12 protein-coding genes are annotated in these 13,126 nt (G+C 57.5%); all 12 read left to right on the forward strand.

The window, feature by feature from the left end:
* Positions 1 to 721: 721 nt before the first annotated feature.
* The 12 genes from LNA76_RS08865 (at position 722) to LNA76_RS08920 (ending at position 12,907) form a co-directional block, all read left to right on the forward strand.
* Positions 722 to 1,279, forward strand: coding sequence for a methylated-DNA--[protein]-cysteine S-methyltransferase (locus tag LNA76_RS08865; RefSeq protein ID WP_230018894.1), 558 nt, complete (start codon positions 722 to 724; stop codon positions 1,277 to 1,279).
* 125 nt (positions 1,280 to 1,404) lie between these two features.
* Entirely contained in the window at positions 1,405 to 2,895 is a 1,491-nt protein-coding gene (locus tag LNA76_RS08870; RefSeq protein WP_123050890.1) for an aldehyde dehydrogenase family protein, read from the forward strand.
* A gap of 91 nt (positions 2,896 to 2,986) precedes the next feature.
* Positions 2,987 to 3,859, forward strand: a complete 873-nt coding sequence (locus LNA76_RS08875) for a transporter (RefSeq protein ID WP_108728247.1) — start codon at positions 2,987 to 2,989, stop codon at positions 3,857 to 3,859.
* Between the two features lie 31 nt (positions 3,860 to 3,890).
* A complete protein-coding gene (locus tag LNA76_RS08880; protein WP_125277354.1) occupies positions 3,891 to 5,063 on the forward strand; it encodes an amine dehydrogenase large subunit in 1,173 nt (390 codons plus the stop codon).
* A gap of 1 nt (position 5,064) precedes the next feature.
* Positions 5,065 to 5,607, forward strand: a complete 543-nt coding sequence (locus LNA76_RS08885; RefSeq protein ID WP_108728245.1) for a MauE/DoxX family redox-associated membrane protein — start codon at positions 5,065 to 5,067, stop codon at positions 5,605 to 5,607.
* 9 nt (positions 5,608 to 5,616) lie between these two features.
* A complete protein-coding gene (mauD, locus tag LNA76_RS08890; protein ID WP_094195420.1) occupies positions 5,617 to 6,258 on the forward strand; it encodes a methylamine dehydrogenase accessory protein MauD in 642 nt (213 codons plus the stop codon).
* Positions 6,242 to 6,793 (forward strand): methylamine dehydrogenase light chain, encoded by a 552-nt coding sequence (locus LNA76_RS08895; RefSeq protein WP_230018895.1) that lies wholly within the window; start codon positions 6,242 to 6,244, stop codon positions 6,791 to 6,793. Before mauD ends, LNA76_RS08895 begins: the two co-directional genes overlap by 17 nt.
* A gap of 139 nt (positions 6,794 to 6,932) precedes the next feature.
* The gene (locus LNA76_RS08900; protein WP_108728243.1) at positions 6,933 to 7,433 is read left to right on the forward strand and encodes a cytochrome C; all 501 of its coding nucleotides are present in this window, start codon (positions 6,933 to 6,935) and stop codon (positions 7,431 to 7,433) included.
* 117 nt (positions 7,434 to 7,550) lie between these two features.
* A complete protein-coding gene (locus tag LNA76_RS08905; protein ID WP_108728242.1) occupies positions 7,551 to 8,501 on the forward strand; it encodes a helix-turn-helix domain-containing protein in 951 nt (316 codons plus the stop codon).
* A 115-nt stretch (positions 8,502 to 8,616) separates the two neighbouring features.
* A complete protein-coding gene (locus LNA76_RS08910) occupies positions 8,617 to 9,420 on the forward strand; it encodes a hypothetical protein (protein WP_094195424.1) in 804 nt (267 codons plus the stop codon).
* A 31-nt stretch (positions 9,421 to 9,451) separates the two neighbouring features.
* Positions 9,452 to 10,528, forward strand: coding sequence for a uroporphyrinogen decarboxylase (hemE, locus tag LNA76_RS08915; RefSeq protein ID WP_094195425.1), 1,077 nt, complete (start codon positions 9,452 to 9,454; stop codon positions 10,526 to 10,528).
* A 285-nt stretch (positions 10,529 to 10,813) separates the two neighbouring features.
* A complete protein-coding gene (locus LNA76_RS08920; protein WP_123050894.1) occupies positions 10,814 to 12,907 on the forward strand; it encodes a primosomal protein N' in 2,094 nt (697 codons plus the stop codon).
* The last annotated feature ends 219 nt before the right edge of the window (positions 12,908 to 13,126 follow it).

Raw genomic sequence — 13,126 nt, forward strand, 5'->3', positions numbered from 1 at the left:
TGGCCCTTGTAGAGCGGAGCTGTGTCCGGAGCAGGAGATTTGCGAGAAAAGGGGACAAGGAGTGCGAAGAGGCTGCATGTTTAGATAGTGCCTCGTGAAAACGCCGGTCTGGGCCGGGGGGCCGTCCTCCGGGCTTGGCTTCTTGCCGGTGCTGCGCACCGGTGCCCTTGTCAGGCTTGCTATTCGGGCGCGCCCTGAACTCGCGAAAGTGCCTTGTCCGCAGGACAAAGCACAAGCATTTCGCTCAAACAGCAGGGCGCTTGTACCCCGAATAGCAAGCCCGCCTGCGGCAAGAAGCCTGAATCGCCCAGAGGACGGCCCCCCGGCCCAGACCGGCTCACAATGACTATAAATATGAGGCATTCTTCCTTTTTTGGACTGGCTGTGTGTGGCTCTTTGGGCTGCTGTAAATGCTTAGAGGCTTGAGGGTGTCGAGGTTTGCGTGTTGATCGTCGCTCTTAACTGTTAGCGGTGGGTGTGGGGAGATACAAAAGTAGGAGCCAGCTACTAACTATTGAGTGCCAGACGCTTAATGGGAGCATGAACCTTGCTCGGGATATCACGCTCAACAAATTGCCGTGCGTAATCTGGAGCTTGTCGTTTGTCGTTTGTCGTTTGTCTTTGACGCTAGAGCCAAAGCTGTCTGGGTGTTGCCAGGGTTTTTGAAGTGGCTAGAGTCGCGCAGTATGATCAAGCATTCTGCCCTTGGATCGGGATTGCTATGTTTGCTTATGTCGGGCTGCGTACTGCCTGCTTTGATACGCCTTTAGGGGCGATGCGTTTGCTGGTCGATGCTCAAGGTGCTTTGCTGCGCCTGGACTTCGAAGAAGAGACTGTGCATGGCCTGACGCCCGAGCAACTGGCCGGCTTGATCCCTGAACCGGCGTTGGCCGAACCTGTGCAGGAACAGTTGGACGCGTATTTTGCCGGCAAGCGGCAGCAGTTTGATCTGCCCTTCAGCCTGCAAGGCACCGAGTTTCAGCAACAGGTCTGGCAGGCCTTGCTGACGATTCCCTACGGCCAAACCTGGACTTACGGGCAAATGGCCGAACATCTGGACCGCCCCAAAGCGGTGCGTGCCGTAGGCCAGGCTTGCGGCCTGAACCCCATCAGTATCATCGTGCCTTGCCATCGTGTGCAGGGTGCCAATGGCATGTTGACCGGCTTTAGCTCCGGCCTGCACCGCAAAGCCAGCTTGCTGGACTTTGAGCGCCGCGTGTATTTGACCGGTGAGGCAGACTTTCAACTGAGCATGCCCGCCCAGTTGGATTTGTTCTAGCGCAGGCCTGGGTCCACTCCGTACCCAAATCAACAAGCCCCCGTGCACAGAATCACAAGTCCGGGCTTGTCCTCGTCCCTATACTGGATTCGTTAAGAATCAACTATTCCGTGTGGAGACAGACTATGGGGCAAGACGTACAACCCGAGCGCAACGCGATTCGCGAACACATGATTATTGACGGCAAGCCCGTCAGTGATTCTCAAGGACCCACCATTCCAGTCTACGATCCCGCAACGGGCCAGGTGATTGCGCACCAGCCCGAGGCCGGTACTCAAGGCGTAGATCTTGCTGTTCGTGCCGCCCGCCAGGCTTTGGAACAGGGTGAATGGGGCAAGATGCTGCCCGCCCAACGCGAGCGCCTGCTGTTGCGTTTGGCCGATCTGGTCGAAGCCAACGCCGACGAGCTGGCTCGTCTGGAAACCCTGAACAACGGCAAACTGCTGTTCTTCTCCTACGGTCTGGAAGTGGCCGCCAGCGCGCAATGGCTGCGTTACATGGCTGGCTGGGCAACCAAGATCAGCGGTGAACTGCTGTCGCCCTCTATCGCTTTTCCTCCCGGCATCAATTACCACGCTTACACCCGTCAAGAGCCTGTGGGTGTGGTGGGCGCCATCGTGCCCTGGAACTTCCCGCTGCTGATGGCCGTGTGGAAAATCGCCCCTGCCATGGCAGCGGGTTGCACCGTGGTTCTGAAGCCTGCTGAAGAGACTCCGCTGACCGCCATTCGTCTGGCCGAACTGGCTCTGGAAGCCGGTTTCCCCGCCGGTGTGATCAACGTGATCACGGGCCGTGGCGAAAGCACGGGTGCGGCGTTGACGGCTCACCCCGACGTGAACAAGATTTCCTTTACCGGCTCCACGGAAGTGGGCAAGTTGATTGGCCATCAAGCCATCAACGATATGAAGCGTATGTCTCTGGAGCTGGGCGGCAAGTCCCCCGTGGTCATCATGGACGATTGCGATGTGGACATGGCCATTCAAGGTGCGGCCAACGCCATCTTCTTTAACCAGGGTCAGGTGTGTACCGCCGGTTCGCGTCTGTTTGTTCAAAAAGGCATTTACGAGCGCGTGGTGCAGGGTGTCGCTGACTTGGCGTCCTCCATGACATTGGGCTCGGGCTTTGAACAGTCTACCCAGATTGCGCCGCTGATCTCGGCACGTCATCAGCAGCGTGTGCAGAACTACATTGAGGCGGGTCGCCAGCAAGGCGGGCGCATGTTGGCAGGCGAGGGCGCACGCCCCGAGCAGGGCTACTTCGTACGTCCCACCGTGTTTGCCGACGTGGCACCTGATGCCCGCATCATGCGTGAAGAAATCTTTGGCCCTGTGGTGGTGGCGACCCCGTTTGACACCGAGGCGCAGGCATTGGCATTGGCCAACGATACAGACTTTGGCCTGGGTGCCAGCGTCTGGAGTCAGGACCTGGCCCGGGTGCAACGTCTGACCGCCGGTATCAAGGCGGGCACGGTGTGGGTCAACACCCACAACATGCTGGACCCCAGCATGCCCTTTGGTGGCTACAAGCAGTCTGGCCTGGGTCGGGAACACGGGCGTGCGGCGGTAGAGGCTTACCTGGAGACCAAATCGGTCTGCATGGCCTATCCGGCAGCCTAGTAAGAACCTGATCAAGGACTTGATCAGGTTCAGTACAAGGGCGCGAACACAATAACGATACCGTTCGCGCCTCTTTGAGGAGACAACAATAATGTATGCAATTTTGCAGCGAACCGCGCTGGCCTTGGCTTTGAGCGGCGTCAGTGCCGGACTGGCCCATGCGGGCGACCCCAGTGCCCGGGATTGGATACCTGCTCCGGTGGGCACCAATATCGTGGCCGTCTACATGATGGGCCTGAAGTCGCATGGTTTTTATGATCAGGGTTCACGCATTGGCGATAGCCCCAAGCTGAATGTGCAAGGCATGGTTTACCGCCAGATGCACTTTCGTGAGCTGGCCGGAAAAACGGTGCAGTACGAACTGATCGTGCCCGGCTTTCGCACCACGCTGGATGTTCCAGGGCAAGACCGTGATCGCATGACAGGGATGGGTGATGTGACTGCCGGTGCTGCCGTGTGGTTGCACAACGATCCGGAAAACCGTTTCTGGTTTGCCTGGGAGCCTTTCATCACTGCACCGACGGGTCGCTACCACGGCTCGCACGCGGATGTGTCTGCTGGCAAGAACCGCTGGAGCACGATTCAGGACTTCGCGATTGTGAAAGGCTTTGGCGAGTCCTCTTTTGTGGAAGGTGTGGCGGAGTTCGAGTTCTTTGGCAATAACAAGAACTACTACGGTCAGACCCTGAAAAAAGACACGGCAATTCGTCTGATGGCCCTGGTGTCCACCAACCTGACTGAAAAGACGTATGTAGGTATGCGCTATCGCTACGAAACGGGCGGGCGCGAGCGGGTCAATGGTCAAACCACGGTGACGCGGGCGCGTAACCATCAATTGGCCGCCGAGATCACGCACCAGTTGACTGACGCTCACCAGGTGCAATTGCAGTACATCCATGATTTGAAAGTCGAGAATGGCCCGCGCATGCGCGGCCTGCAATTCCGTTATGCCTATGCGTTCTGACAGCCTGGACGCCCATGAGGAGAGACATCCAATGAAGTCTACATTTACATTAACGACCGCCGCCGCATTGCTGGGGCTGATGGTGCTGGCCGGTGGAGCACAAGCCCAGGATAAACCGCGCGAGGTCCTGACTGGCGGGCACAGCGTGTCTGCCCCCCAGGAAAACCGCATCTATGTCATGGACTCGGTGTTCAACCACCTGACCGAAAGCCGTGTACACGTTTATGACTACACCAACGGCAAGTTCCTGGGCATGGTGCCCACGGCCTTTAACGGCCACGTGCAGTTGTCTAACGACGGCAAGAAAATCTACACCATGACCACCTACCACGAGCGCATTACGCGTGGAAAGCGCTCGGACGTGGTGGAAGTGTGGGATGCCGACAAGCTGACCTTTGAAAAAGAAATTTCCTTGCCACCCAAGCGTGTTCAAGGTCTGAACTACGATGGCCTGTTCCGTCAGACCACGGACGGCAAGTTCATCGTGCTGCAAAACGCCTCGCCGGCGACTTCTATCGGGATTGTGGACGTGGCCAAGGGCGATTATGTGGAAGACGTCACCGCCGCAGCCGGTTGCTGGAGCGTGATCCCTCAGCCCAACCGTCCACGCAGCTTCATGACCATTTGTGGTGATGGTGGCCTGTTGACGATCAATCTGGGCGAAGACGGCAAGGTGGCCAGCCAGTCGCGCAGCAAGCAGATGTTCTCTGTGAAGGACGACCCGATTTTTATCGCGCCCGCTCTGGATAAGGACAAGGCGTACTTCGTGTCCTACTACGGCAATGTCTACAGTGCGGATTTCAGCGGTGACGAGGTCAAGGTGGATGGTCCCTGGTCCATGTTAAATGACGAGGACAAGGCCAAGAACTGGGTGCCCGGTGGCTACAACCTGGTGGGTCTGCATCGTGCCAGTGGCCGCATGTACGTGTTCATGCACCCGGATGGTAAAGAGGGCACGCACAAGTTCCCTGCGGCCGAAATCTGGGTCATGGATACCAAGACGAAGAAACGCCTAGCCCGTATCCCCGGACGTGATGCCTTGTCCATGACCATTGATCAGCAACGCAATCTGCTGCTGACGCTGGACGGTGGCAATGTGAACGTCTACGACATCAGCCAGCCTGAACCCAAGTTGCTGCGCACGATCGAAGGTGCGGCAGAAGCGTCCTTGCAAGTTCAGTTTCACCCAGTTGGGGGTGTCTGATATGGACCCGGTCCTGACTTATGCCAGCCTGGCTTGCTTGGCCGTGCTGATGGGGCTGGGGGCGCTGGACAAATTGCGTCACTTCAGCCTGTTCGAGGCAGCCGTTGGCGGTTATCGATTGCTGCCGGAAATGGTGTTACGACCATTCAGTGTGCTGTTTGTCGCTGCCGAGGCCTTGAGTGCGCCTTTGCTGCTGTGGCCAGCCAGCCGTTCGCTGGGGGCGATTCTGGCCCTGTTCGTCCTGTTGGTCGCCACCAGTGGCATTGTGATGAACCTGCTGCGCGGCCGCCGCGATGTCGATTGTGGTTGCTCGGGGTTGGGTGAGTCCTCCGGTGGTTTGTCCTGGTGGCTGGTGGCTCGCAATGCTTTGCTGGCTGCGTTGGCCGTGGCCAGCGGTGACTGGGCTATCAGCAGTGCCCGCGAACTGGTCTGGGTGGATGGTTTGACCTTTTTTGGTGCCACCTTGGCCTTGCTGGGCCTGTACTACGCGGCTAACCAACTGATCGAATCCCATCTGAAATTCCAGAAAATGCAGAATTCTTAGGAGACCTCAATGACCGCTTTACTGATTTCCAACGTCATTTTATGGGTAATCGTACTGGCCCTGGTGGTGCTGGTACTTGCCCTGTCGCGCCAGATTGGCGTGTTGTACGAACGGGTTGCCCCCATGGGTGCCCTGACCATGGACAAAGGCCCGCAAGTGGGTGATGCCGCACCCGTCATGGAACTGCAAGACCTGCGTGGTCGTGCCCTTACCGTAGGGGTGGCTGGCCCGCGTAGCCAGTTGATTTTCTTCATGTCGCCTACTTGCCCGGTGTGCAAGAAGCTTTTGCCTATTTTGAAGTCTATTCAGGGCGCGGAAGGTCAGTGGGTCGATATTGTGCTGGCCAGTGATGGCGAGATGCCCGAGCATCTGGCTTTCTACCAGAAAGCACAACTGGACAGCTTCCCCTACGTCCTGTCCACGCAATTGGGCATGGGTTTTCAGATCAGCAAACTGCCTTATGCCGTGTTGATCGACGAGAACGGCATCGTGCGCGGCAAGGGTCTGGTCAATTCGCGTGAACAGCTCGAAAGCCTGTTTACCGCTAAAGACCTGGGTGTTGCGTCGGCGCAGGAATACTTGGCCGGTGACTCGGGCATGAAGCAAGTGCAGGTATCACGAAAGGAGAACGTCAATGCGTTGGCTGGATAAATTTGGGGAGAGCCTCTCCCGTTCTGTGGCCCACAAGACTTCGCGTCGCAGCGTGCTGCGCTCGGTGGGTAAATTAATGGTCGGTTCGGCCTTTGTGCTGCCCGTATTGCCCGTGGCTCGCGCTGCCGGTGGTGGTGGCAGCAGTAGCAGTGGTGCCGATCACATCAGTCTGAATCCCGATCTGGCCAGTGAAGACGGGGTGAACTCCTGCGACTACTGGCGTCACTGCGCGGTGGACGGCTTCTTGTGCTCTTGCTGCGGCGGCACTACCACGACGTGCCCTCCGGGCTCGACGCCGTCGCCCATCTCGTGGATTGGCACTTGCCATAACCCGCATGATGGCAAGGACTACTTGATCAGCTATCACGACTGCTGCGGCAAGACCGCTTGCGGCCGCTGCCAGTGCAATACGCAGACTCGTGAGCGTCCTGGTTACGAGTTCTTCCTGCACAATGATGTGAACTGGTGCATGGCGAACGAGAACAGTACCTTCCACTGCACGACGTCGGTATTGGTGGGTTTGGCTAAAAACTAAAAACGGCTCGCAAGGCTGTCAGGGTTGCGGGAAGAACGGCCCATTGGATGTCAGTTCTCTTCCTTCTTGGCAGACCTCAGGGTTGGAATAAGGTGCCGGGCGGCCAGGATGGCGTCCGGTCACTTAAGGAGGCATCACTGTGTGGACATCTTTGCGCCTGGCCTGTTTGGGCGTCGTACTGCTGGCGTTGACGCCTTGGGCCCATGCCCAGGAAGAGATGACCGGAACGGGCGACTACTTGCAAAGCTCCCAGGCTTTTAAAGACTATATGCTGCAATGTGCTGGCTGCCATCGCTACGATGGTCAGGGCCTGACGCAGCGTGGAATCCCCGACTTCAACCAGTCCATTGGCTTGTTTACCCGCTTGCCGGCGGGACGGGACTATATGATTCGGGTTCCCGGTGCTGCGCAGTCGCAACTGGATAATGCGGATCTGGCTCGTGTGCTGAACTGGATTGTGGCCAAATTCAGCCCCGAAGAAATGACACCCGATTACCGGCCCTTTACCTCGGCTGAGGTAGGGGCGGCACGTCATCACCGTTTTGATGATGTGCTCAAGGCGCGTACAGCGTTAACCGTCAAGATGAACAGCATGGGTTTGGAGCCCGCTCCTTATCTGTATGGCTCCATGGAGCGCTGAGATAGCGGGTTAACGACCGTAGACGCTTGAATTTTTTAGGGCTATAAGAAAAGGGGCATATCCTGCTCCTTACCCCGATCAATAGCGTTGGCCGCAAGGGCCCCTCAGGCAATGTCTATGTTATTGCGCACTCCCTCTGCTTCTTTCAAGAGCCTGGCTGCTTGGCAGGAAGTGGTGTGTGCGTACTTCGTGCCCTTGGAAGTCCAGCCGGACTCGCGCCGTGGCTTCTCTAACCGGGCAGCAACCGACCGCATGGGTTCGGTCGATGTGATGGAGCTGTGTACCAGCGCGCAGCGTGTGCGCCGCACCCAGGCCCTGGCCAACCGTTCCGAGCAGGCGCTGTACAAGGTCACCTTGCAAATCAGTGGCAGTAGCCAGATTGAGCAGAACAATCGCAGCAGCATTTTGCAGGCTGGGCAGTGGGGCATTTATGACACCACCCGCCCTTACGAAGTAGCCGTGCAGGATCAATCCCATTTTCTGGTCTTGCAGTTCGAGGAAGAGCGCCTGCTGCCTTGGCTGCCTTGGTTAAGCGATGCCGTAGCCCGGTCGTTCTCGGCCACCACCGGTCCGGCCCGGATTGCCATGGACATGCTGCGTCTGGGCTTGCAGGAGCGCGGGCACTTGTCGCCCTCGGCCTTGAGCGAACTTTCCCAAACCGTCATTCGCATGATGGCGTTGAGCCTGGCCGATGGCCGTCCGGTGACGACCGAGTCGGCCCTGGACGAAGTGCGGCGTGGGCAACTGCTGCAAATTCAGCAATACGTACAGGATCATCTGGGTGATACCGGTTTGAATGCACAGTCCCTGGCATTGCAGTTTCGTATTTCACGCCGCTATCTCTATAAGCTGTTCGAGCTGTGCGGACAAGCCCCCGCCGACTACATCATGGCCGCCCGCCTGGAGCGCGCCTGTCAATTGCTGGTCGATGGCAAACCTGGCCGGCAGATCAGTGAATTGGCCTGGCAAATGGGGTTTTCCGATGCGGCCGTGTTCAGCCACGCCTTTCGCCGACGCTATGGCGTATCACCCAGTGAATGGCGTCGCAGCCGCCTTTTGGGCGATTAAGTACAGCTACGTAGACGCAAATCCGACTTATCGCAAACCGCTCGGATTCCTATTCTAGAAGCTCATGATTCTGGGGCGGCCGGTGTGGCCCGCCTAGCTTCTCAAGGATAGTCTTATGCGTCTCCACCTCGATTGCGCTTTGCTGCATGCCCAGCCAACATGGGCCCAGAATGTGCTGGCCATCATCCCGCCGTGCGAGCGTTTGCAACTGCACGCCTTGCAGGCTCCGCCGCCTGCCCATGCCGATCAGGACTATTTGTTTTTGCGCCGTTCGGCTGCCTTGCTGCTGCGGTTTGACGCCTGTCTGATTCCCGTTGAGGCCTCTACCCTGATTCAGGTGCGTCGTGCTCTGTCGGCGGCCCAGGGCCATTTGCCGGTGCCGGTCTTTGGTCTGGTACGTGCCGCCATCAAAGCCGCCGCCCTGACAGACCTTCTGGAACTGGGGCTGGCCGACTATGTCCGTGAGCCTTTGTGCCTGGACGATTTGCGTGCCCGCATCAATCGGCATCGTTTGCAGACGGCCTCCCACGCTTTGAATGAACCGGGGCTGTCCGGTCGGATACACTATAGGGTGCAGGAAAACCAGGATCTGGTCCTGCATCCCGGCCCAACGGAGCAGCGCCTGTCGCAAACGATCTTGCAACAGGAGGGGACAACGCTGGAAGCCTATGCCGCTGCGGTAGCCTCGCGCTACGCCAGCAGCCAGGAATCTTTCAAAGTTGCCAAGGGACGGATCGTGGCCCGCTTCGAGCAGGCTTATATCCATGCCGCCCTTGATCGCCATAGCGGCAATATCGCCATGGCGGCCCGCTCCGCACAAAAGCACCGGCGTGCTTTCTGGGCACTGATGCGCAAACACCATATCGATGCAGCGCGCTTTCGATCCGCGTCAAACCCAGACGACGAACACGATGGTTAAAATTAACAGGCATTTTTCAATAGGGATTGCCGTGTCTTTACCTCAATTAAAAAACGATGTTTTCCTGCGTTCGCTGTTGCGCGAACCGGTGCCTTACACCCCCATCTGGCTGATGCGTCAGGCCGGGCGTTATTTGCCTGAATACAATGCCACTCGAGCCCAGGCTGGCTCTTTCATGCAACTGGCTCAGAATCCCGAATTTGCGTGTGAAGTCACCTTACAGCCCCTGCGTCGTTTCGATCTGGATGCGGCTATTCTGTTCTCGGACATCCTGACCGTACCGCATGCCATGGGTCTGGGTCTGGATTTCGTGGCGGGTGAAGGCCCGCGTTTTGCCCGTCCTGTACGCAACGAGGCCGATGTCATGGCGCTGCAAGCGCCGGACATGTCCAAGCTGCAATACGTGTTCGACGCTGTCTCGCTGATCCGCAAGGAACTGGACGGCAAAGTACCGCTGATCGGCTTTGCCGGCAGCCCCTGGACCATCGCCTGCTATATGGTCGAAGGTCAAGGTTCGGACGATTACCGTTTGGTGAAAAGCATGATGTATCAGCGTCCAGACCTGATGCACCGCATGCTGGAAATCAATGCCCAAACCACCTGCGAATACCTGAACAACCAGATTCGTGCCGGTGCACAGGCGGTCATGTTGTTCGATAGCTGGGGTGGTGTACTGTCCGATTCCCTGTTCCAGGAATTCTCCCTGGCCTACACCCGTAAAGTGGTTGATGGCCTGATTCGCGAGCATGACGGCAAGCGTGTCCCTGTCATTGTCTTTACCAAGGGTGGCGGCATGTGGCTGGAAGATATCGCGGGCTGTGGTGCTGATGCCATGGGTGTGGACTGGACGGTAAACCTGTCCCGTGCACGCACGCGTATCGGTGACAAGCTGGCCCTGCAAGGCAATCTGGACCCCATGACCATGTTTGGTGGCGAAGAGGCCATCCGTCGTGAAGCCCGCCGCGTTATCGACGACTTTGGCCCCGTGGGTCAGGGCGGTCACGTGTTCAACTTCGGTCACGGTATTTCGCGTTTCACTGATCCGGAAGCCGTAGGCATTCTGGTCGATGAAGTGCATTCCTACAGCCGTCGTCACCACAGCGTTTGATTGTTTTTGCGCACGGGCTATGGCAGCTTGTGCGCAAAGTTATGCACACAGATGGGTAGAAGTTTGTGGTCTTTATATTTAAGGTTTAATTTTAATAGCCAGTTTTAATTATTTGATTTCTCTGAGTTTTATTCTTGTTTCAGAGGCATTGAAAATTAAATTGTATCTGTGCTTGCTTCTTTGTATTTTTTGTTCATGTCATTTTCCCCAAAGTTATCCACAGGCCGTTAAGCTCTTGACTTATCAGGCTTTCAGCCAGGCCAGCCCTTTTGCGAATCGCCATCCATGACCGCCACTCCTGACGCTATTTCTGCATCGGCAAGCACCGGACCTTTCTGGCTGCATGTGGCTTTGGACGTCCCCCTGGATGGGGTGTTTGATTATCAGCACCACGAACCTGTTCTGGTCGGACAGCGGGTCATTGTGCATTTTGGGCGGCGGCAGATGATAGGGGTGGTGGTGGCCTTGCCGGAACAACCTTCCTACCCGCCCGAGCAGGTCAAGTCGATTGATCAACTGCTGGATGACTTGCCTCCTTTTCCGGAAGACTGGTTGCGAATGGCGCGCTTTGCGTCCACCTATTACCACCGTCCCTTGGGCGAGGTCATGATGCCGTCCCTGCCGGGGCCCTTGCGTAAACCTTCTGCCTATCTGGGCAAGCGTTCCGCAGGTGGTCCGGTACTGCGCATGGCCAAGCGCAAGGAAAAGAAGGTGGAGCCGGTGGACAGCGATGTCCTGCCTGTGCTCAATGCCGAACAGCAGGCTGCGGTTGATGGCATTGTGGCGGCTAAACCCGGTAGCTGCCTATTGCTGCATGGCGTAACGGGTAGCGGGAAAACCGAAGTCTATATGCGGGTGCTGGAACACGTGTTGGCCGCTGGTCGGCAGGTTTTGTTCATGGTGCCCGAAATCAATCTGACGCCTCAGTTCGAGCAGGTCTTGCGGGCACGATTGGCGCGCGTGCTGCCTGGTGATGTGCTGGCTGTCCTGCACAGTGGCTTGTCTGAAGGCGAGCGGCTGCGCTCCTGGCTGCGCGTCAATAGTGGTCAGGCTCGCATTTTGCTGGGAACACGGCTGTCCATCTTCACGCCCATGCCCGAGCTGGGCCTGATTATTGTGGACGAGGAACACGATGCCTCTTACAAGCAGCAAGATGGCTTGCGCTACTCCGCTCGGGATCTGGCCGTGTGGCGTGGCTACGATCTGAAAGTGCCGGTGGTGCTGGGCTCCGCCACACCTTCGCTGGAAAGCTGGAATCATGCCCGGCAAGGGCGCTATAGCCTGCTGAGCCTGCCCAAACGTGCCCGCGAGGTCTCTTTGCCGCGAGTGCGCCTGGTCGACACCCGTCATTTGCGGCTGGATTCGGGTTTTTCTCCTCAACTGCTGGATGCGCTGGAAGCGTGTCTGGATCGGGGCGAGCAGTCGCTGGTTTTTATTAACCGACGTGGCTACGCGCCTGTGCTGCATTGTGCCTCTTGCGGCTGGCTGTCCCAATGTCCGCGCTGCACGGTTTACACCGTGCTGCATAGGCAAAATGGCTTCAAGCATAATTTGCAGTGTCATCACTGTGGTTATCAAGCGCCTGTGCCGCGTGCTTGCCCGGATTGTGGCGATCAGGACCTGCAGCCCATGGGCCGGGGTACGCAGCGGATTGAAGAGTTTTTGGGTGAGCGGTTTCCGAATGCTCGCCTGGTGCGTATTGATGCGGACAGCACCCGCTTGAAGGGCAGTGCGCAGCAATTGTTCGAGCAGGTTCATGCAGGTGAAGTGGATATCATGGTGGGCACCCAGATGGTGGCCAAAGGCCATGACTTTACGCGCTTGAGCGTTGTCGGCGTGTTGAATGCAGATGCCACCTTGTTTGCCCATGATTTCCGTGCGCCCGAGCGCTTGTTTGCGCAACTGATGCAGGTGGCAGGCCGAGCAGGCCGTCATACTGAAGGGGCGGATGTCATCATCCAGACGGGCTACCCGGAGCAGGCTGTTTATCAAAGTCTGATCAAACACGATTACATTGGCTTTGCCCAAAGCGCCTTGAACGAGCGCGAGTCGGTGGGTTTGCCGCCTTTTGCTTATCAAGTGCTGCTGTCGGCCGAAGCGCCGCAGTTGGCCGATGCCATTCGCTTGCTGACGCAGGCACGACGCTTGCCCGAAGACTATCCGAACGAATTTCCAGGCGCGGATCAGGTTTTCCTGTACGATCCTGTGCCTTTACGCGTGTTGCGCGTTGCCAAAGTCGAGCGCGCTCAACTGTTGTTGGAAAGCGCTCATCGCCCGGCCTTGCAGGCCTTTGTACGATACTGGGGGCCGCAGGTCGCGCAGTTGGCCAAGCAGCATAAAGTGCGTATTACGATCGAGGTCGACCCCCTCGAGATCTAAAATTCCACAGGCTCATGTGCGTGCAGAGGCGGTAGGAGTAGCTTGGGTACCGCAGGGTGTATCCTTGTGCGCTATGCAGCTATGCAGCTATGCAGCGATGAGCCAAGAGGCAGGAAGCGATGAGGCTGTGGCGCGATGTTGTTGCCCTGCCGCTGTCATGCTCTTGTACCTCGTTTCCGCTGTATCTCTGTGTTGGCCTTTCGCTTGTCATCAAACCAT

It is taken from the genome of Alcaligenes sp. MMA (assembly GCF_020907215.1).
In the GTDB taxonomy this organism is placed as follows: Bacteria; Pseudomonadota; Gammaproteobacteria; order Burkholderiales; family Burkholderiaceae_B; genus Alcaligenes; species Alcaligenes aquatilis.

What these genes read in the sequence shown, in the direction of transcription:
- LNA76_RS08865 (WP_230018894.1), top strand. Translation starts at nt 722, where the DNA reads ATGTTTGCTTATGTCGGGCTGCGTACTGCCTGCTTTGATACGCCTTTA.
- LNA76_RS08870 (WP_123050890.1), top strand. Translation starts at nt 1,405, where the DNA reads ATGGGGCAAGACGTACAACCCGAGCGCAACGCGATTCGCGAACACATG.
- LNA76_RS08875 (WP_108728247.1), top strand. Translation starts at nt 2,987, where the DNA reads ATGTATGCAATTTTGCAGCGAACCGCGCTGGCCTTGGCTTTGAGCGGC.
- LNA76_RS08880 (WP_125277354.1), top strand. Translation starts at nt 3,891, where the DNA reads ATGAAGTCTACATTTACATTAACGACCGCCGCCGCATTGCTGGGGCTG.
- LNA76_RS08885 (WP_108728245.1), top strand. Translation starts at nt 5,065, where the DNA reads ATGGACCCGGTCCTGACTTATGCCAGCCTGGCTTGCTTGGCCGTGCTG.
- mauD (WP_094195420.1), top strand. Translation starts at nt 5,617, where the DNA reads ATGACCGCTTTACTGATTTCCAACGTCATTTTATGGGTAATCGTACTG.
- LNA76_RS08895 (WP_230018895.1), top strand. Translation starts at nt 6,242, where the DNA reads ATGCGTTGGCTGGATAAATTTGGGGAGAGCCTCTCCCGTTCTGTGGCC.
- LNA76_RS08905 (WP_108728242.1), top strand. Translation starts at nt 7,551, where the DNA reads ATGTTATTGCGCACTCCCTCTGCTTCTTTCAAGAGCCTGGCTGCTTGG.
- LNA76_RS08910 (WP_094195424.1), top strand. Translation starts at nt 8,617, where the DNA reads ATGCGTCTCCACCTCGATTGCGCTTTGCTGCATGCCCAGCCAACATGG.
- LNA76_RS08920 (WP_123050894.1), top strand. Translation starts at nt 10,814, where the DNA reads ATGACCGCCACTCCTGACGCTATTTCTGCATCGGCAAGCACCGGACCT.